The organism is Streptomyces sp. NPDC045701 (assembly GCF_056432045.1).
Genome location: NZ_JBWKJV010000048.1, coordinates 1 through 18,235, shown reverse-complemented (window position 1 = coordinate 18,235; position 18,235 = coordinate 1). Strand labels below are relative to the sequence as shown.

Annotated in this window: 15 protein-coding genes; 12 read left to right on the top strand and 3 right to left on the bottom strand. The window is 73.2% G+C overall.

What is annotated here, in order from left to right; translation table 11 throughout:
- Positions 1-40 precede the first annotated feature (40 nt).
- From AC07DW_RS29200 to AC07DW_RS29160, 9 genes are all read left to right on the top strand, one after another.
- A complete protein-coding gene (locus tag AC07DW_RS29200) occupies positions 41-721 on the top strand; it encodes a response regulator (protein ID WP_478860678.1) in 681 nt (226 codons plus the stop codon).
- A 163-nt stretch (positions 722-884) separates the two neighbouring features.
- A complete protein-coding gene (locus AC07DW_RS29195) occupies positions 885-3,692 on the top strand; it encodes a DNA translocase FtsK (protein ID WP_478860677.1) in 2,808 nt (935 codons plus the stop codon).
- 219 nt (positions 3,693-3,911) lie between these two features.
- Entirely contained in the window at positions 3,912-4,811 is a 900-nt protein-coding gene (locus AC07DW_RS29190; RefSeq protein ID WP_478860676.1) for a helix-turn-helix domain-containing protein, read from the top strand.
- A 251-nt stretch (positions 4,812-5,062) separates the two neighbouring features.
- Positions 5,063-6,541, top strand: a complete 1,479-nt coding sequence (rimO, locus tag AC07DW_RS29185) for a 30S ribosomal protein S12 methylthiotransferase RimO (RefSeq protein ID WP_478860675.1) — start codon at positions 5,063-5,065, stop codon at positions 6,539-6,541.
- A complete protein-coding gene (gene pgsA, locus AC07DW_RS29180; RefSeq protein ID WP_478860674.1) occupies positions 6,538-7,215 on the top strand; it encodes a CDP-diacylglycerol--glycerol-3-phosphate 3-phosphatidyltransferase in 678 nt (225 codons plus the stop codon). The genes rimO and pgsA overlap by 4 nt, the downstream gene beginning before the upstream one ends.
- Positions 7,212-7,733, top strand: coding sequence for a CinA family protein (locus AC07DW_RS29175; protein WP_478860673.1), 522 nt, complete (start codon positions 7,212-7,214; stop codon positions 7,731-7,733). Before pgsA ends, AC07DW_RS29175 begins: the two co-directional genes overlap by 4 nt.
- Positions 7,734-7,842: 109 nt before the next feature.
- Complete coding sequence (locus AC07DW_RS29170) at positions 7,843-8,226, top strand: helix-turn-helix domain-containing protein (protein WP_478860672.1); 384 nt, start codon at positions 7,843-7,845, stop codon at positions 8,224-8,226.
- A 242-nt stretch (positions 8,227-8,468) separates the two neighbouring features.
- Positions 8,469-8,954, top strand: a complete 486-nt coding sequence (locus AC07DW_RS29165) for a Dps family protein (protein ID WP_478860671.1) — start codon at positions 8,469-8,471, stop codon at positions 8,952-8,954.
- A gap of 149 nt (positions 8,955-9,103) precedes the next feature.
- Positions 9,104-9,385: a hypothetical protein gene (locus tag AC07DW_RS29160; protein ID WP_478860670.1), complete on the top strand. Its 282-nt coding sequence runs from the start codon at positions 9,104-9,106 to the stop codon at positions 9,383-9,385.
- Between the two features lie 37 nt (positions 9,386-9,422).
- On the opposite strand, the gene AC07DW_RS29155 is transcribed toward AC07DW_RS29160, so the two are convergent.
- Positions 9,423-10,235: an Fpg/Nei family DNA glycosylase gene (locus AC07DW_RS29155; RefSeq protein WP_478860669.1), complete on the bottom strand. Its 813-nt coding sequence runs from the start codon at positions 10,233-10,235 to the stop codon at positions 9,423-9,425.
- Between the two features lie 138 nt (positions 10,236-10,373).
- Complete coding sequence (locus tag AC07DW_RS29150) at positions 10,374-14,993, bottom strand: ATP-dependent helicase (protein ID WP_478860668.1); 4,620 nt, start codon at positions 14,991-14,993, stop codon at positions 10,374-10,376.
- Positions 14,994-15,104: 111 nt separating this feature from the next.
- On the opposite strand from AC07DW_RS29150, the gene AC07DW_RS29145 reads away from it, so the two are divergent.
- The 3 genes from AC07DW_RS29145 (at position 15,105) to AC07DW_RS29135 (ending at position 17,078) form a co-directional block, all read left to right on the top strand.
- Positions 15,105-15,977, top strand: coding sequence for an AraC family transcriptional regulator (locus AC07DW_RS29145; protein ID WP_478860667.1), 873 nt, complete (start codon positions 15,105-15,107; stop codon positions 15,975-15,977).
- Between the two features lie 70 nt (positions 15,978-16,047).
- Complete coding sequence (locus AC07DW_RS29140; protein WP_478860681.1) at positions 16,048-16,773, top strand: AzlC family ABC transporter permease; 726 nt, start codon at positions 16,048-16,050, stop codon at positions 16,771-16,773.
- Positions 16,770-17,078 carry an AzlD domain-containing protein gene (locus tag AC07DW_RS29135; RefSeq protein ID WP_478860666.1) on the top strand — a complete coding sequence of 103 codons (309 nt, stop codon included), beginning with the start codon at positions 16,770-16,772 and terminating at the stop codon, positions 17,076-17,078. The genes AC07DW_RS29140 and AC07DW_RS29135 overlap by 4 nt, the downstream gene beginning before the upstream one ends.
- A gap of 45 nt (positions 17,079-17,123) precedes the next feature.
- On the opposite strand, the gene AC07DW_RS29130 is transcribed toward AC07DW_RS29135, so the two are convergent.
- Positions 17,124-18,032, bottom strand: coding sequence for a hypothetical protein (locus AC07DW_RS29130; RefSeq protein ID WP_478860665.1), 909 nt, complete (start codon positions 18,030-18,032; stop codon positions 17,124-17,126).
- Positions 18,033-18,235: the final 203 nt, after the last annotated feature.

Genomic DNA, 18,235 nt, shown 5'->3' with positions numbered 1-18,235 from the left:
GGCGGCGCCCGGCCAACTGCCGGGGCGAGGAGGACGGGCCATGGTGCAGAAGGCCAAGATCCTCCTGGTCGATGACCGACCGGAGAATCTGCTGGCGCTGGAGGCCATCCTCTCTGCGCTCGATCAGACGCTGGTGCGGGCATCGTCAGGGGAGGAAGCGCTCAAAGCGCTGCTGACGGACGACTTCGCGGTCATTCTGCTGGACGTCCAGATGCCAGGAATGGACGGTTTCGAGACCGCCGCGCACATCAAGCGTCGGGAACGGACACGGGACATTCCGATCATCTTCCTGACGGCGATCAACCACGGCCCGCACCACACCTTCCGGGGATACGCGGCCGGGGCCGTCGACTACATCTCCAAGCCGTTCGACCCCTGGGTGCTGCGCGCCAAGGTCTCGGTCTTCGTCGAGCTCTACATGAAGAACTGTCAGCTCCGCGAGCAGGCCGCGCTCCTGCGGCTGCAGCTCGAGGGCGGCGGCCAGGGCGGAGCCGTCAAGGAGTCCCCGGGGCTGCTGGCCGAACTGTCCGCCCGGCTCGCGGCAGTCGAGGAGCAGGCGGAGGCGCTGTCCAAGCAGCTCGACGACGACTCGGCGGACGCCGCGGCCGTCGCCACCGCCGCACACCTGGAGCGCAAACTCACCGGGCTGCGCCGGGCACTGGACGCGCTCGAACCCGGAACCGGAAGCGGCGGCCCGCCGATGCCGCAGAACCACAACTGACCGCCCGGGCGGGCCTGCGGGCCCGGCCCATCGCTGGAGAGCGGGCCCCGTCCCGCCCTCCTGTTGAGTGCGCGTCAGCTCCGCGACATCCTCCGGACGACACGAACGGGTGAAGCGGTGGGCACGCGTGTCCACCGCGCCCCACACCGGTAACCTCACCACCATGGCCTCACGTACGTCCGGCAAGGGTTCCCAGGGCGCGGCGGGCACCGCGCGGCCGCGCGCCGCCCGTACGACTGCCGCGGCGAAGGCCGCCCCGGCGAAGCCCCCCGTGAAGAAGACCGCGCCCGTGAGGGCGGCCAAGCCCGCCGCCAGGGGCGCCAGGAAGGCGCCCGCCCGGAAGGTGGCGGCGAAGAAGGCCGCGCCGAGGGCGGCATCCTCGCCGACGGCGGGCGTGTACCGGCTGGTGCGCGCGCTCTGGCTGGGCCTCGCCCACGCGGTGGGCGCGATGTTCCGGGGCATAGGGCGCGGCGCCAAGGGACTCGACCCGGCGCACCGCAAGGACGGCCTGGCCCTGCTGCTGCTCGGCATCGCCCTGATCGTCGCCGCCGGCACCTGGGCCAACCTCCAGGGCCCGGTCGGCGACCTGGTCGAGATGCTGGTGACCGGCGCCTTCGGCCGGCTCGACCTGCTCGTCCCGCTCCTCGTCGGCACCATCGCCATCCGGCTGATCCTCCACCCCGAGAAGCCCGAGGCCAACGGGCGGATCGTGATCGGGCTGTCCGCGCTCGTCATCGGCGTGCTGGGCCAGGTCCACATCGCCTGCGGCTCGCCGGGGCGGAACCTGGGCAGCGAGGCGGTGCGCGACGCGGGCGGACTGATCGGCTGGGGCGCCTCCAAGCCGCTGATCTTCATGATGGGCGAGGTCCTCGCCGTACCGATGCTGGTGCTGCTCACCGTCTTCGGGCTGCTCGTCGTCACGGCGACACCCGTCAACGCCATCCCCCAGCGGCTGAGGGCGCTCGGCGTGCGGCTGGGGATCGTCGAGCCCGCGCCCGGCGAGCTCGGCCCGGACGACGAGCGGTACGACGAGCAGTGGCGCGAGGCGCTGCCCGCCCGGTCGCGGCGGGGCGGCGCGCAGCCCGGTGCGTACGCCCCCCACGACGCCGAGGGGGAGGCGCTCACCCGGCGCAGGCGGCCCCGGAAGGCCGCCGCGCCCTTGGAGGCGGACCACGACCGGCCCCTGGACGCCGTGGACGTCGCCGCGGCGGCGGCCGCCGCGCTGGACGGGGCCGTGCTCAACGGCATGCCGCCCTCCCCGGTGGTCGCCGACCTGACGCGGGACGTCACCGGCGACCGGGGGCGGGACGCGCGCGAGGCGCGGGACGCCCGGGGCGCGCGCGGTACGCGGGCGGCCGGTGACGCCGGCTCCGTACCACCCGCCCGGGACGAGCGGACGCCCGGCGGCCTCGTACCCGACCTCACCAAGCCCGCGCCCCTGCGCGACGACCCGCAGGACCTGCCGGCGCGCGCCGAGCAGCTCCGGCTCGCCGGGGACATCACCTACGCCCTTCCGTCACTCAACCTGCTGGAGCGCGGTGGCCCCGGCAAGACGCGCAGCGCCGCCAACGACGCCATCGTCGCGTCGCTGACGAACGTCTTCTCGGAGTTCAAGGTCGACGCCGCCGTCACCGGCTTCACCCGCGGCCCGACGGTCACCCGGTACGAGGTGGAGCTCGGCCCGGCCGTGAAGGTCGAGCGGATCACGGCGCTGACGAAGAACATCGCGTACGCCGTCGCCAGCCCCGACGTACGGATCATCTCGCCGATCCCCGGCAAGTCCGCCGTGGGCATCGAGATCCCCAACACCGACCGCGAGATGGTCAACCTCGGCGACGTGCTGCGCCTCGCGGACGCCGCCGAGGACGACCACCCGATGCTGGTGGCGCTCGGCAAGGACGTCGAGGGCGGCTATGTGATGGCCAATCTCGCGAAGATGCCGCACATCCTGGTCGCCGGTGCCACCGGCTCCGGTAAGTCGTCGTGCATCAACTGCCTGATCACCTCGGTGATGATAAGGGCGACCCCCGAGGACGTACGGATGGTGCTCGTCGATCCCAAGCGGGTCGAGCTGACCGCGTACGAGGGCATCCCGCACCTGATCACGCCGATCATCACCAACCCCAAGCGGGCCGCCGAGGCCCTCCAGTGGGTCGTGCGCGAGATGGACCTGCGCTACGACGACCTCGCGGCGTACGGCTACCGGCACATCGACGACTTCAACGCCGCCGTACGCGCCGGCAAGGTCAAGCCGCCGGAGGGCAGCGAGCGCGAGCTCCAGCCCTACCCGTACCTCCTGGTCATCGTCGACGAGCTGGCCGACCTGATGATGGTCGCGCCCCGGGACGTCGAGGACGCGATCGTGCGCATCACCCAGCTGGCCCGGGCCGCCGGCATCCACCTGGTGCTCGCCACGCAGCGCCCGTCGGTGGACGTCGTCACCGGCCTGATCAAGGCGAACGTGCCCTCCCGGCTCGCCTTCGCCACCTCCTCGCTCGCCGACAGCCGGGTCATCCTCGACCAGCCGGGCGCCGAGAAGCTGATCGGCAAGGGCGACGGCCTGTTCCTGCCGATGGGCGCCAACAAGCCGGTCCGCATGCAGGGCGCCTTCGTCACCGAGGAGGAGGTCCAGGCGGTCGTACGGCACTGCAAGGACCAGATGGCGCCCGTCTTCCGGGACGACGTCACGGTCGGCACCAAGCAGAAGAAGGAGATCGACGAGGACATCGGCGACGATCTGGACCTGCTGTGCCAGGCCGCCGAACTCGTCGTCTCCACCCAATTCGGCTCGACCTCCATGCTCCAGCGCAAGCTGCGCGTCGGCTTCGCCAAGGCGGGCCGGCTGATGGACCTGATGGAGTCGCGCAACATCGTGGGACCGAGCGAGGGGTCCAAGGCGAGGGACGTCCTTGTCAAACCCGATGAGCTGGATGGAGTACTCGCCGTCATCCGTGGGGAGTCGGAGTCGTAGGACTCCGAGGAGGCGCCTCAGTCGTGAGGGAACCGTGAGCAACCGTTTCCCTCTGCCGTACGTCAAGTTGGAAGGAGGGGCGGGAGCGGTTGTCCCGCCCTTCGGACGCCCCGGCCATTCCGATGGCGTACAAAGTGCGTCCGCCCGGTTGCTCCACCCTTTCGTACCACCCATAGACTGAACCTCCAGCAGGTGGTTACACGCTCGAAAGGCGCCCTCGTGTCCATCGGCAACTCTCCCGAAGACGACCGTCCTTCGACTCCCGACACCTCGGACGACCCGCGTGCTGCGGCTGCCGGGTCTGCCCAGGGCGTCGCGGACCTCTCCGACGCTTCCGAGGACGACCGGCCCTCGATCGGCCGTGCGCTGCAGCAGGCACGCATCGACGCGGGCCTCACCGTCGAGGAGGTCAGCAGCTCCACGCGCGTCCGCATCCCGATCGTGCACGCGATCGAGGAGGACGACTTTTCGCGGTGCGGCGGCGACGTGTACGCCCGTGGCCATGTCCGAACGCTCGCCCGCGCGGTCGGTCTCGACCCCTCGGCCCTGGTCGGGCAGTACGACGCCGAGCACGGCGGCCGTCCGTCGCCGACACCCGCCGCGCCGCTGTTCGAAGCCGAACGCATCCGCCCCGAGCGGCGCCGGCCCAACTGGACCGCCGCCATGGTCGCCGCGATCGTCGCGGTGATCGGCTTCGTCGGCTTCACCCTGTTCAACGGCGAGGGCGGCGGCTCCCGGACCAACCACGTCGCCGAGGGCCCGGCCCCGGCGCACAAGGCCACCGGCAAGCCCAAGCCGCCCAAGGTGGTCGCCCCGCCGCCCGCGCCGTCGGAGAGCGCCATCGCCGCCGCGCCCAAGGACAAGGTGACGGTCAGGCTCACCGCGATCGACGACAAGAGCTGGATCTCCGCCAAGGCGCGCGACGGCAAGCTCCTCTTCGACGGGCTGCTCCTCAAGGGCGACTCCAAGACCTTCCAGGACGACGAGCGGCTCGACCTCATCCTCGGCAACGCCGGGGCGATCGAGATCTTCGTGAACGGCAAGAAGATCGAGGACGAGTACGAGTCCGGCCAGGTCGAGCGCCTCACGTACACGAAGGGCGACCCCGAGGTCGGATGACGGCCGGCCGGGCGGGGGCCGTGGCGGGACCGGCGAGTGATTTTCCCCCGGGGCGGGCTTCCGCCCCGGGGGATCGTCTTGTCCGGCTCGGCGGGGGGCGGGGGGGAGCGCGGTGAACCACCGGGCCGGGTGGTTTCACGGGTGGGCGCCGGGGGGGGCACGTGCCGGTCGGGCGGCGGGACGGGCGTGGCGGGCTCCGCCAGGACCCCTGAGCGGCGGGGGTGTCGCTGGGACGAAGTAGTCTTGAGTCCATGCCCGAACGCCGTACCGTCGCCCTTGTCACTCTTGGCTGCGCCCGTAACGAGGTGGACTCGGAGGAGCTCGCAGGCCGCTTGGCAGCGGACGGCTGGGAGCTCGTCGAGGAAGCCGCCGACGCGGACGTCGCGGTCGTCAACACCTGCGGCTTCGTCGAGGCCGCCAAGAAGGACTCCGTCGACGCCCTGCTCGAAGCCAATGACCTCAAGGACCACGGCCGCACCCAGGCCGTCGTCGCCGTCGGCTGCATGGCCGAGCGGTACGGCAAGGAGCTCGCCGAGGCGCTGCCCGAGGCCGACGGCGTGCTCGGCTTCGACGACTACGCCGACATCTCCAGCCGCCTCCAGACCATCCTGAGCGGCGGCAGCGTGGAGGCCCACACCCCGCGTGACCGGCGCAAGCTGCTGCCCCTCAGCCCCGTGCAGCGGCAGGAGGCCGCCGCAGAGGTCGCCCTGCCGGGCCACTCGCAGGAGCCCGCGCCCGCGCCGGCCGACCTGCCCGAGGGCGTGGCCCCGGCGTCCGGGCCCCGCGCGCCGCTGCGCCGCCGGCTCGACACCAGCCCGGTCGCCTCGGTGAAGCTGGCTTCCGGCTGCGACCGCCGCTGCTCGTTCTGCGCCATCCCGTCCTTCCGCGGTTCGTTCGTGTCCCGGCGCCCGAGCGACGTCCTGGGCGAGACGCGCTGGCTGGCCGAGCAGGGCGTGAAGGAGGTCATGCTGGTCTCCGAGAACAACACCTCGTACGGCAAGGACCTCGGCGACATCCGGCTCCTGGAGACGCTGCTGCCCGAGCTGGCGGCGGTCGACGGGATCGAGCGGGTACGGGTCAGCTACCTCCAGCCGGCCGAGATGCGGCCCGGGCTGATCGACGTGCTGACGTCGACCGAGAAGGTCGCCCCGTACTTCGATCTCTCCTTCCAGCACTCGGCGCCCGACGTGCTGCGCGCGATGCGGCGCTTCGGGGACACCGACCGGTTCCTGGAGCTGCTGGACACCATCCGGGGCAAGGCCCCGCAGGCCGGTGTGCGGTCCAACTTCATCGTCGGGTTCCCCGGCGAGCGCGAAGAGGACTTCGCGGAGCTGGAACGCTTCATCACGCACGCCCGGCTCGACGCCATCGGCGTGTTCGGCTACTCGGACGAGGACGGCACCGAAGCCGCCGGCTACGAGGGCAAGCTCGACCAGGAGGTCGTCGACGAGCGGCTCGCGCACCTGTCGCGGCTCGCCGAGGAGCTGACCGCCCAGCGCGCCGAGGAACGGCTCGGCGAGACCCTGGAGGTGCTGGTCGAGTCGGTGGACGCGACGCCGGACGGGGACGGCGCCGTCGGGCGCGCCGCCCACCAGGCGCCGGAGACCGACGGCCAGGTGGTCTTCACGACGGCCGAGGGCCTGGTTCCCGGGCGCATGGTCACGGCCAAGGTCGTCGGCACGGACGGCGTCGACCTCGTGGCGGAGTGCCTTGAGGAGGCGGGCAGATGACCGGAGCCCCGGCATCCGCTGCGGGCGGTACGGGTAGGCCGGCGCCCGGCGGCAAGCTGGGAGCTGCGGCCGTCAATCAGGCCAGCCTGTGGAACATCGCCAACATCCTCACCATGGTGCGGCTGGTGCTGGTGCCGGCGTTCGTGGTGCTGCTGCTCCAGGACGGCGGCTACGACCCGGCATGGCGTGCCTGGGCGTGGGCGGCGTTCGCCGTCGCCATGATCACCGACATCTTCGACGGCCACCTGGCCCGCGCGTACAACCTGGTCACGGACTTCGGCAAGATCGCGGACCCCATCGCCGACAAGGCGATCATGGCGTCCGGGCTCATCTGTCTGTCGGCCCTGGGCGACCTGCCCTGGTGGGTGACCGGAGTGATCCTCTTCCGTGAGCTGGGGATCACCCTCATGCGGTTCTGGGTGATCCGGCACGGAGTCATTCCGGCCAGTCGTGGCGGCAAGATGAAGACCCTGGCGCAGGGCACGGCGGTCGGAATGTACGTTCTGGCACTGACCGGGCCGCTGGCCACACTACGCTTTTGGGTGATGGCGGTGGCCGTCGTGCTGACGGTCGTGACCGGGCTCGACTACGTGCGGCAGGCGGTGGTCCTGCGACGCCAGGGGCTCGCCGCGGAACGGGCGCGGCTGCGCTCCGGGACGGAGCCGGGACGATGACGGCGGCAGCGCGCGCTCTGGCCCTCCTCGCGGAGAGTGACCAGACGGTCGCTGTCGCCGAGTCGCTGACCGGTGGTCTGGTGGCGGCGGAACTGACGTCCGTGCCCGGCGCCTCGAAGTCCTTCCGGGGGTCGGTCACGGCGTACGCGACTACGCTGAAGCGGGACCTGCTCGGCGTGGACGGGGCCCTGCTGGAGCGGCGCGGAGCGGTCGACCCGGACGTCGCGCTCCAGATGGCCGCGGGTGTGCGGGACCGGCTCGCGGCCGGCTGGGGCCTCGCGACCACCGGAGTGGCGGGGCCGGAACCGCAGGACGGACAGCCCGTGGGGACGGTGTACGTGGCCGTCTGCGGGCCGGTCGGCGGGCCTCTCGGTGCGGGGAAAGTCGCCGCACTGCGATTGAACGGCAACCGTGCGGAAATTCGTAGAGAGAGTGTACGGAGCGTGCTGGAACTGCTCGTGGGCGAACTCTCGGACAACGCGCGGGCACAGGATACGGAACAGAACGGGGGGAACTGATGTTTGCAGCCCTGAGTGAACACGTCATCGCTCCCCGCACGGCCGCAGCGCGAGGCGGTACGGTGGGGCGTGAAGGATGCGGCTACACGGTCCGAGGAGGGAGCCACCGATGATTCTGCTCCGTCGCCTGTTGGGTGACGTGCTGCGTCGGCAGCGCCAGCGCCAGGGCCGTACTCTGCGCGAAGTCTCCTCGTCCGCCCGAGTTTCGCTCGGCTATCTCTCCGAGGTGGAGCGGGGGCAGAAGGAGGCTTCCTCCGAGCTGCTCTCCGCGATCTGCGACGCGCTTGACGTACGGATGTCCGAGCTCATGCGAGAGGTGAGCGACGAGCTCTCGCTGGCTGAGCTGGCCGAATCGGCAGCGGCGAGTGAGTCGGTGCCGGCACCAGTACGCCCCATGCTCAACTCTGTCTCCGTGACGTCGGTGGCGGGTGTGCCGACCGAGCGGGTGACCATCAAGGCACCAGCGGAGGCGGTGGGCGTCGTCGCCGCCTGAGCGTTCTCGTCGCGGCCTCTTCGTCGGTTCTGTCCTGTGAGCGCTCGCAAGGGCGCTCGGAAGAGCTGCCATGAGGGCGCGTGAGGACTCTCCTGGAGAGTGCACGTTTTGGGCTGAGCCCCGGTCGGGTACCCGAATGGCCGACCGGGGCTTTCGTCTACCTCGAATGCCCGTTTTAGGTCGTATGTGCAATGGTGGTCGGGCGTGCGCTCCCGTCGCACGCCGAGAACGGAGGATTCGGAATGTCTGTCGTCAAGAGCCCGCTGTCCGACGCCGACCTGAAGGTGGTCGGCGAAGCCCTGCAGGGCGCGTTGATCGACGCCGTGGACCTGTCCCTCGTGGCCAAGCAGGTGCACTGGAACGTGGTCGGTCCGCGTTTCCGCTCGATCCACCTCCAGCTCGACGAGGTCGTGGCCACTGCCCGCCAGCACTCCGACGTCATGGCGGAGCGCGCGTCGGCTCTCGGCGTCACCCCGGACGGACGGGCTTCGACGGTCGCGTCCAGCACGGCCATCAAGAACGTGCCGACCGGCTGGATCAAGGACGATGAAGCGGTACGGATCATGGTCGAGGCGCTCATCGTGGTGATCGGCCGCATGAGGGAGCGCATCGAGACCACCGACAAGCCCGACCCGGTGTCGCAGGACATCCTGATCGCCCTCACCGCGGACCTCGAGAAGCACGCGTGGATGTTCCAGGCGGAGAGCCGCCAGGCGGACAACCCGTGATCCCGCCGAGCGCCGAGCATTGAGCGCGGGGACGGAACGGACGTGAACGGGAGGGTGTGCCGAGCGCCCGGCGTGCGCCGGAGGCGCGCATCGGTACGCCCTCCCGTCATGTGATCGTCCCGGTCTAGCGTCGACCGGAGGAGGCGGCCATGGTACGGCGACGAGTTCCGCTGCCGGCGCTCGCAGTGGTGCTGGTGCTGGGCGGGCTGTGGTGGTGGGCGGTGCTGAGACTGGCGCTGGCGCCCGGTCAGGCCGGGCTCGTGGAAGGGACCGTGGCGGCGGGCGGTTGGGGCCTGAGTCTGCTGCCCGTCCACGTGGCCTCCGCCCGTACCGTCTCCGCGACGGCGACGCGTACGCCGTCCCGGGTCGCACGGGGTGCCGCCGCGTGGCTGCGCCACCGCCCCCGCGCGGGACGACCTGGCCGGTCGTGAAGGCGAAGGCACCGGACGTTCGTCGTCGGGCGGTCCGTCAGCGCCGAGGGCCGGCCGGGCCCGGCCCGGACTGACAGCCCGGGCACCAGTAGGAGACCCGGTCCCGGCCGACTTCGTCCTTGCGGCGGATGAGGGTGCCGCAGCGGTAACAGGGGTGGTTCCTGCGGCTGTAGACGTAGAGCTTCCGGTCCGGGCGGTCGGTGGTGAGGATGGTCCGGCGGTCGAAGCGCTCCTTGTTCGCCTCCAGGAGGCGGTGGGCAGTCGCGATCAGTTTCTCGGGGACGCCCGGCGGGAGGTCGCCGACCGGGAGCCAGGGCGTTACCCGGGCCATGAACGCCAGCTCGCACTTGTAGACATTGCCGATGCCCGCCAGGTTGCGCTGGTCGAGAAGGGCCTCGCCGAGGGGTCTGGCGGGATCGGCGCACACCCGGCGTACGGCCTCCTCGGCGTCCCAGTCCGGGCCGAGGAGGTCGGGTCCGAGATGACCCACGACGGACGGCTCCTCGCTCGTGCGGATCAGTTCCAGGACGGGCAGGCGGTAGCCGACGGCGGTGTGGGTGTCGGTTCCGAGGACGGCCCGGATCTGGTGGTCGGGGCCGCCGTTCCAGCGTTGGCCCGGGGTGTAGAGGCGCCAGGAGCCGTCCATCCGGAGGTGGGAGTGGAGGGTGAGGCCGCCTTCGATGCGGGTGAGGAGGTGCTTGCCGCGCGGGGTGACGTCGAGCAGGGTCCGTCCGGTGATGTCGACGGTGGCCAGACGTGGGACACGGAGGTCCGAGCACGTCAGGAGCTTGCCCGCGAGGGCGGTGTGCAGGCGACGGGCGGTCAGCCAGATGGTGTCTCCTTCGGGCATGGCTCCATCATGCGGGACGCGCCGGGGGTACGGGCCGGGCGCGGGTGTGCTCGCGGAACACGCACGGCCGGGCGGGGGCGCCGCGGGGCGCGTGTGCCCCGGCGGAAGGCGCGCCGGTAGGGCGGGGGCGGTGCCGGGTCAGGCGCGGAGGCGCAGGCCGCGGGGTGTCGCGTGGAAGCCCGCCGTTTCCAGGGAGCGGGACAGGGGGGAGGTCAGGGCCGCGCCGCCGTTGATCCGCTCGACCGTGACGGTGCCGAGTGAGCCCGCCCGGGCGGCTGCCGCGAGGGCCTCGGCGGCGGCCCGGAGGGCCGGGTCGTCCGGTTCGGCGGGCCAGCACAGCACGGACTTGCCTCCGCGCTCCATGTACAGCGTGAGCTCGCCGTCGACGAGGACGACGAGGGCGCCCGCCTTGCGGCCGGGTTTGTGGCCGGCGCCGGTGGGGGGCTCGGGCCAGGGCAGGGCGGCGCCGTACGCGTTCGCCGGGTCGGCGGCGGCGAGGACGACCGCGCGCGGGGCGGCACCCGGCTCGGCGCGGTCACGGGCGTTGGCCGCCGCGCGGAGCCGGTCGACGGCGCCGTCCATGGCGAACTGGGCGGCTCCGAGCCCCTCGACGACATAGCCGCGGCGAGCCTGGCCGCTGTCCTCGAAGGCCGACAGGACGCGGTACGTCGCCGAGAAGCCGCCCTCGACGCCCTCGGCGGCCACCGCGCCGCGCGTGACCACGCCGTGCCGGTCCAGCAGGGTGCGCGCCAGGGCGTGCGCCCGGTGGGTGGGCTCGGGCTCCGGGGGCGGGAGGAGGGCCCAGCGGCCGCTGACGGTGGGCGGTCCGGAGCGGGAGGCCGTGCGGGCGGCCGCGGTCAGGGCGCCGTACCGGCCACGGGGGACGGTGCGTTTGGCGCGGTGGGCGGTGGAGCCCGCCGTACGGCCCGAACCGAGCAGGGAGCGCAGCGGTGCCAGGGTGTCGTTGGTGAGCCGGCCCGACCAGGCGAGGTCCCACAGCGCGTCGGCCAGCTGGGGGTCGGTGGCGCCCGGGTGGGTGGTGGCGCGGACCTGGTCGGCGATCTGGCGGAAGAACAGGCCGTACCCGCCGGAGAGCGTCGCCAGGACCGATTCGTGCAGGGCGGTCAGCTCCAGCGGGTGGGGCTGGGGGAGCAGCAGGGGCGCGGCATCGGCCAGGTACAGCGAGACCCAGCCGTCCTTGCCGGGCAGGGCTCCCGCCCCGGCCCACACGACCTCGCCCGTGGTGGTGAGCTCGTCGAGCATGGCGGGGCCGTAGCCGGCGACGCGGGAGGGCAGGACCAGCTTTTCGAGGGCGGAGGCGGGGACGGGCGCGCCCTGCAGTTGTTCGACGGCGCGGGCGAGGCCGTCGATCCCGCGCAGGCTGTTGCCGCCCAGATGCTGCCACTGGGGCAGGAAGGTGGCGAGAGCGGTCGGCGGCACCGGCTCCAGCTCGTGCCGGAGGGCGGCGAGCGAGCGGCGGCGGAGCCGGCGCAGGACGGCGGCGTCGCACCACTCCTGGCCGATGCCGGACGGGTGGAACTCGCCCTGGACGACGCGCCCGGCGGCGGCCAGGCGGTGCAGGGCGCCGTCGGTGACGGCCGAGCCGAGCCCGAACCGGGCGGCGGCCTGGGCGGAGGTGAAGGGGCCGTGGGTGCGCGCGAACCGCGCGAGGAGATCGCCGAGCGGGTCCTTGACCGGTTCGGTGAACGCCTCGGGGACACCGACCGGGAGGGCCGTGCCCAGGGCGTCGCGCAGTCGGCCCGCGTCCTCGACGGCCGCCCAGTGGTCGGCGCCCGCGATACGCACCTGGATCGCCCGGCGGGTCCTCGCCAGGTGCCGCGGCCACTCCGGGTCGGCGCCGCGCTCGACGAGCTCGGCGCCGGTGAGCGGGCCCAGGATCCGCAGCAGGTCGGCCACGCCCTCCTCGTCCTTGACCCGCCGGTCCTCGGTGCGCCACTGGAGCTCGCCCTCCAGCTCGGCCAGCACCTCCGCGTCGAGCAGCTCGCGCAGCTCCGCCTGCCCCAGCAGCTCGGACAGCAGCCGGGAGTCCAGCGACAGCGCGGCGGCCCGCCGCTCGGCGAGCGGGGAGTCGCCCTCGTACAGGAACTGCGCCACGTACCCGAAGAGGAGCGAGCGGGCGAAGGGGGACGGCTCGGGGGTGGTGATCTCGACCAGCCGGACGCGGCGGGACTCGATGTCACCCATCAGCTCCCTGAGGCCGGGGACGTCGAAGACGTCCTGGAGGCATTCCCGGACCGCTTCCAGGACGATGGGGAACGAGCCGAACTCGCTCGCCACCTGGAGCAGCTGCGCGGCGCGCTGCCGCTGCTGCCACAAGGGGGTGCGCCTGCCCGGACTGCGGCGCGGCAGCAGCAGGGCGCGGGCCGCGCACTCGCGGAACCGGGAGGCGAACAGCGCCGAACCGCCGACCTGGTCGGTGACGATCTGGTCGACCTCGCCCTTGTCGAACAGGACGTCGGCGGCGCTCACCGGCGCCTTGTCGTCGTCGTAATCCCGGCCCGGGGCGACCGGCTCCTGGTCGAGCAGGTCCAGGCCCATCAGGTCCGCGTCGGGCAGCCGCAGCACGATGCCGTCGTCGGCGTGCATCACCTGGGCGTCCATGCCGTACCGCTCGGTGAGCCGGGCACCCAGGGCCAGCGCCCACGGGGCGTGCACCTGCGCGCCGAACGGCGAGTGCACCACCACCCGCCAGTCGCCCAGCTCGTCGCGGAACCGCTCCACCAGGATGGTCCGGTCGTCGGGCACATGGCCGCAGGCCTGGCGCTGCTCGTCCAGGTACGCCAGGACGTTGTCCGCCGCCCAGGCGTCCAGGCCCGCCGCCAGCAGCCGCGCCCGCGCGTCGTCCGGTGCCAGCGACCCCACCTCGCGCAGGAAGGCGCCCACCGCGCGGCCCAGCTCCAGCGGGCGGCCCAGCTGGTCGCCCTTCCAGAACGGGAGGCGGCCGGGCACCCCGGGGGCGGGGGAGACCAGCACCCGGTCACGCGTGATGTCCTCGATGCGCCACGACGAGGTGCCGAGGGTGAACACGTCGCCGACCCGCGACTCGTACACCATCTCCTCGTCGAGCTCACCGACCCGGCCGCCGCCCTTCTTGGGGTCGGAGCCCGCCAGGAACACCCCGAACAGGCCCCGGTCGGGGATCGTGCCGCCGGAGGTGACGGCGAGACGCTGCGCGCCCGGCCTGCCGGTCACCGCGCCGGTCACGCGGTCCCACACCACACGCGGGCGCAGCTCCGCGAACGCGTCGGACGGGTACCGCCCGGCGAGCATGTCCAGCACGGCGGTGAACGCCGACTCGGGCAGGGACGAGAACGGCGCGGCCCGCCGGACCAGGGCCAGCAGGTCGTCGAACTGCCAGGTGTCCAGGGCCACCATGGCGACCAGCTGCTGGGCGAGCACGTCCAGCGGGTTGGACGGGATCCGCATCGACTCGATGGAACCGGAGCGCATCCGCTCGGTGACGACGGCCGCCTGCACCAGGTCGCCCCGGTACTTGGGGAACACCACGCCCGTGGACACGGCGCCCACCTGGTGGCCCGCGCGTCCGACGCGCTGGAGGCCGGAGGCCACCGACGGCGGCGACTCGACCTGGACGACCAGGTCCACCGCGCCCATGTCGATGCCCAGCTCCAGACTGGAGGTGGCGACCACGGCCGGCAGGCGGCCCGCCTTGAGATCCTCCTCCACCAGGGCCCGCTGTTCTTTGGACACCGAACCGTGGTGTGCCCGTGCCAGCAGCGGCGGGGCGCCCCGCGCGGCGCCGGACTGAGCCATCAGCTCGGCGGGCGACCGGTCCTCGGGGAGCGACTCCCCCGTGGCCCGCTCGTAGGCGATCTCGTTGAGCCGGTTGCACAGCCGCTCGGCCAGCCGCCGGGAGTTGGCGAAGACGATCGTCGAACGGTGCGCCTGGACGAGGTCGGCGATCCGCTCCTCCACGTGCGGCCAGATCGACGGCCGCTCCGCCTGGTCGGTGTCCTTCGCGGGCGACCCTCCCAGCTCGCCCAGGTCCTCGACCGGGACGACCACGGACAGGTCGAACTCCTTGCCGGAGGCGGGCTGGACGATCTCCACCCTGCGCTGCGGCGACAGGTACCGGGCCACCTCGTCCACCGGGCGCACGGTCGCGGACAGGCCGATGCGGCGGGCCGGGCGCGGCAGCAGCTCGTCGAGCCGCTCCAGGGACAGCGCCAGATGGGCGCCCCGCTTGGTGCCCGCCACCGCGTGCACCTCGTCCAGGATCACCGTCTCGACGCCGGACAGCGCGTCCCGCGCGGCGGAGGTGAGCATCAGGAACAGCGACTCGGGTGTGGTGATCAGGATGTCCGGCGGCCTGGTGGCGAGCGAGCGGCGCTCGGCGGCCGGGGTGTCGCCCGAGCGGATGCCCACCCGCACGTCCGGCTCGGGCAGACCCAGGCGGACGGACTCCTGGCGGATGCCGGTCAGCGGGCTGCGCAGGTTGCGCTCCACGTCGACGGCCAGGGCCTTGAGCGGGGACACGTACAGCACACGACAGCGCTTCTTGGGCTCGGCGGGCGGCGGGGTGGACGCGAGCCGGTCCAGCGAGGCGAGGAACGCGGCCAGTGTCTTGCCGGACCCGGTCGGCGCGACCACCAGGACGTCCGCGCCCTCCCCGATCGCACGCCAGGCGCCCTCCTGGGCCGCGGTGGGCGCGCTGAAGGCCCCCGTGAACCAGCCGCGGGTCGCGGGGGAGAAGGAGTCGAGCGCAGTCCTGGCCATGCCCCCCATCGTGCACCCCACCACTGACAATCCGGCGCGGCGCCGTGCCCGGGGCCGTCCACGCCCCGGACACCCGGACCGGGGGCGTGCCGCCCGACGCAGAATGGGGGCATGGCGAGCGGGCGGCACGACGGGCGGGAAGGCGAGTGGGCCAGGCACTGGCAGTACCCCGGTGTGCCCGGGCTCGACCTGCTGCGCGCCCGCTACGTACGCCACTCCTTCACCCGGCACAGCCACGAGGGCTACGTCCTGGGCGCGGTGCGGCGCGGCGTGGAGGACGTGGTCATGCCCGAGGGGACCATCCGGGCCCGCCCCGGCACCGTCGTCATGATCAACCCGGAGGTGCCGCACTCCGCCCACGCCGGAGTGCCGGAAGGCTGGTCGTACGCGACCCTCTACCCGTCGACCGCCCTCGTCGCCTCGATCGCGCGGGAGGAGACGACCCTGCGCGGCACCGTCGGCTTCGCCGAGACCATCGTGGAGGACGAGGACACCGCCCAGCTCGTCCGTGCCGTCCACCGGGCCGCGGAGGAGGGCAACGCGCTCGCCGCCGACAGCCTCCTGCGGGTGGCCGTCGCCCGGCTGCTGCGCCGCCACGGCCGGCCGATGCCGCGGCGCGAGCCGCTCGCCGCCGGGGCCCGTACGGCCGCCCTGGCCAGAGAGCTCCTCCAGCAGCGCATGGCCGACCCGCCGTCGCTGGAACACCTCGCCGGGGAGCTCGGCACCAGCCCGTTCGCCCTGATCCGTGCCTTCAAGGCCGCCTACGGCATGCCCCCGCACACCTGGCTGACCAACGCGCGCGTACGCACCGCCCGCCGCCTGCTGGAATCCGGTACGGCGCCGGCCGCCGCCGCCGTGACGGTCGGGTTCACCGACCAGCCGCACCTCAACCGCCACTTCACGCGGATCGTCGGAGTGCCGCCGGGCGCGTACCAGCGGGAGCGCGCAAGAACGTACAAGACGGGGCAGCCGTCCGGCTCGTAACGTCACCGCCGTGGCAGAACGAACAGCACCACCAGCAGCGCCCGCATCCGGGCCCCCGTCCCCGCGCCCCATACCCGAGACCGGGCCCGTCGCCGAGGCCGCCGGCCGTCCCGACCGCGCGGTCGTCCGTGACGCGCTCGGCGTCGGCGTGGCCGTCGGGCTCTCCGGTTTCGCCTTCGGCGTGACCTCGGCCGGGGCGGGGCTGAGCCTGCTCCAGACCTGCGCGCTCAGCCTGCTGGTCTTCACCGGCGCCTCGCAGTTCGCCCTCGTCGGGGCGCTGGCGGCCGGCGGCAACCCGTTCACCGCCGCCGCGGGCGCCTTCTTCCTCGGCACCCGCAACGCCTTCTACGGGCTGCGGCTCTCGCAGCTCCTCGCCCTGCCGCGCTCCGTACGGCCGCTGGCCGCCCACTGGGTCATCGACGAGACGGCGGCCGTGTCACTGGCGCAGCCGGACCGGCGGGCCGCCCGCGTCGGTTTCACCGTCACCGGGCTCACCCTGTACGTGCTGTGGAACCTGACCACCCTCCTCGGGGCCCTGGGCGCCGAGGCCATCGGCGACACGGACGCGTGGGGACTGGACGCCGCCGGACCGGCCGTCTTCCTCGCCCTGCTGGCCCCCATGCTGCGGACGGCCACCGAACGGGCGGTCGGCGGTATCGCCGTCGTCCTCGGCCTCGGCTTCCTGCCGGTGCTGCCCGCGGGGGTACCGGTGCTGGTCGCGGCGCTCGCCGCACCCGTCGTCCTGTGGTTCGAGGGCCGCCGGGCCGGCCGTACCGGGAAGGGGACGGACCGATGACCGTCTGGCTCGCCATAGGGCTGACCGCCGCCGGCTGCTACCTCCTCAAGCTGATCGGGCTGCTGGTACCGGCGGGGGCGCTGGAGCGGCCGCTCGTGCAGCGGCTCTCGGCGCTGCTGCCCGTGGCCCTCCTGGCCGCGCTGACCGCCCAGCAGACCTTCGGCGGCGACGGCGCACTGGTCGTGGACGCCCGGGGCGCCGGGCTCGCCGCCGCCGCGCTCGCCCTGGTCCTGCGCGCCCCCTTCCTGGTCGTGGTCGCCGCGGCCGTCGCGGTGACGGCCGGGGTACGGGCCCTCGGCGGCTGAGCGGGGACGGGCGGCCCCGAGGGGCGGCCGTCGGGCGGTGGCGCCTCAGCCGCCGATTGGCCGGCCGTGCGCCCTCAGCGCGCGCAGCGCCTCGATCGTGACGATCGGGCGCCACTCCAGGGCCGTACCGGGAGCCCACTGCCGCCACCTGACCGGCCAGCCGCCGTCCTCGTCCTGCTCGGCCGCGAGGTGGTCCAGGGAACGGGACATCTCCTCGTCCGTGAACCAGCGCCGGGCGAGGGAGCCCGGCACGCGCGCGTAGTCGTGCGGGAAGTGGTGCTCTCCGGGCGCGTACCCCGGGGCGACCGGGTGGTCGTCCACGCGCCGCGGGTCCAGCACCACCAGCCGCTGGTCCCGCACCAGACGGCCGAGCCGTTCCGCTGCGGCCTCCGCGCGGGCCCGGTCCGGAACGCCGTCGAGGAACGCGACGGCGGCCTGGACCTCGTACGGGTGGGTCCCCTCCAGCCCGTCCACGGCGGCCCAGCAGAAGTCCGTGGCGCGGAACAGCCACGCGTGCCACACCTGGTTGCGGTGGAGCAGTCCGGCCACCGGGCCGGTGGCCAGCAGGTCGCCCGGCGGGTCGTCCGTGACCGGCAGGAACGGAGCGGCCGGATACCCCCGGATGGAGGGGTGGAGCGCCGGAAGGGCCCCCTCCGGGGTGGACACCCCCGTCAGGTAGCGGCAGACGCGTTCCACCCGCTGTCCGCCGCAGCGGCCGATGGAGTCCAGCACCCGCAGCGCGTGCGCGGTGTGCAGCGGCTGGCTGACGGGCCCGCGCAGGTCGGGTTCCAGCGCGTGTCCGTACCCCCCGTCCTCGTTGAGGTACGCGGTCAGCGCCGCCTCCACGGGGTCGGCGCCACCGCCCAGGAAGTGGTGGGCGAAGCGGCGCTGTTCGAGCACGCGGGCGGTCAGCCAGATGAAGTGCCCGGCACGCGAGAGGGGAGTATCAGTCATGCGCCGACCGTAGAGCGGAAAGGGCTTTCAGCGACCGCCGTACACAGGGCTGCACTCTCAGGAGCGGGATACTCGAAACATGCGGTTGACGATTTTCTGGGAGCGGATGACCCTGGTGGCTAATTCAGTGCTCGGTTGATGCTGCGCCAGCGGGTTCGGGATCATGGGGTGCGGTCGTCACGTCTGGTATCCGGCCGTAGGAC

Coding starts and splice junctions, on each gene's coding strand:
- AC07DW_RS29175 (WP_478860673.1), top strand. CDS start 7,212: ATGACGGCGGCAGCGCGCGCTCTGGCCCTCCTCGCGGAGAGTGACCAG.
- AC07DW_RS29200 (WP_478860678.1), top strand. CDS start 41: ATGGTGCAGAAGGCCAAGATCCTCCTGGTCGATGACCGACCGGAGAAT.
- AC07DW_RS29145 (WP_478860667.1), top strand. CDS start 15,105: ATGGCGAGCGGGCGGCACGACGGGCGGGAAGGCGAGTGGGCCAGGCAC.
- AC07DW_RS29155 (WP_478860669.1), bottom strand. CDS start 10,235: ATGCCCGAAGGAGACACCATCTGGCTGACCGCCCGTCGCCTGCACACC.
- AC07DW_RS29170 (WP_478860672.1), top strand. CDS start 7,843: ATGATTCTGCTCCGTCGCCTGTTGGGTGACGTGCTGCGTCGGCAGCGC.
- AC07DW_RS29150 (WP_478860668.1), bottom strand. CDS start 14,993: ATGGCCAGGACTGCGCTCGACTCCTTCTCCCCCGCGACCCGCGGCTGG.
- AC07DW_RS29130 (WP_478860665.1), bottom strand. CDS start 18,032: ATGACTGATACTCCCCTCTCGCGTGCCGGGCACTTCATCTGGCTGACC.
- AC07DW_RS29195 (WP_478860677.1), top strand. CDS start 885: ATGGCCTCACGTACGTCCGGCAAGGGTTCCCAGGGCGCGGCGGGCACC.
- pgsA (WP_478860674.1), top strand. CDS start 6,538: ATGACCGGAGCCCCGGCATCCGCTGCGGGCGGTACGGGTAGGCCGGCG.
- AC07DW_RS29160 (WP_478860670.1), top strand. CDS start 9,104: ATGGTACGGCGACGAGTTCCGCTGCCGGCGCTCGCAGTGGTGCTGGTG.
- rimO (WP_478860675.1), top strand. CDS start 5,063: ATGCCCGAACGCCGTACCGTCGCCCTTGTCACTCTTGGCTGCGCCCGT.
- AC07DW_RS29135 (WP_478860666.1), top strand. CDS start 16,770: ATGACCGTCTGGCTCGCCATAGGGCTGACCGCCGCCGGCTGCTACCTC.
- AC07DW_RS29165 (WP_478860671.1), top strand. CDS start 8,469: ATGTCTGTCGTCAAGAGCCCGCTGTCCGACGCCGACCTGAAGGTGGTC.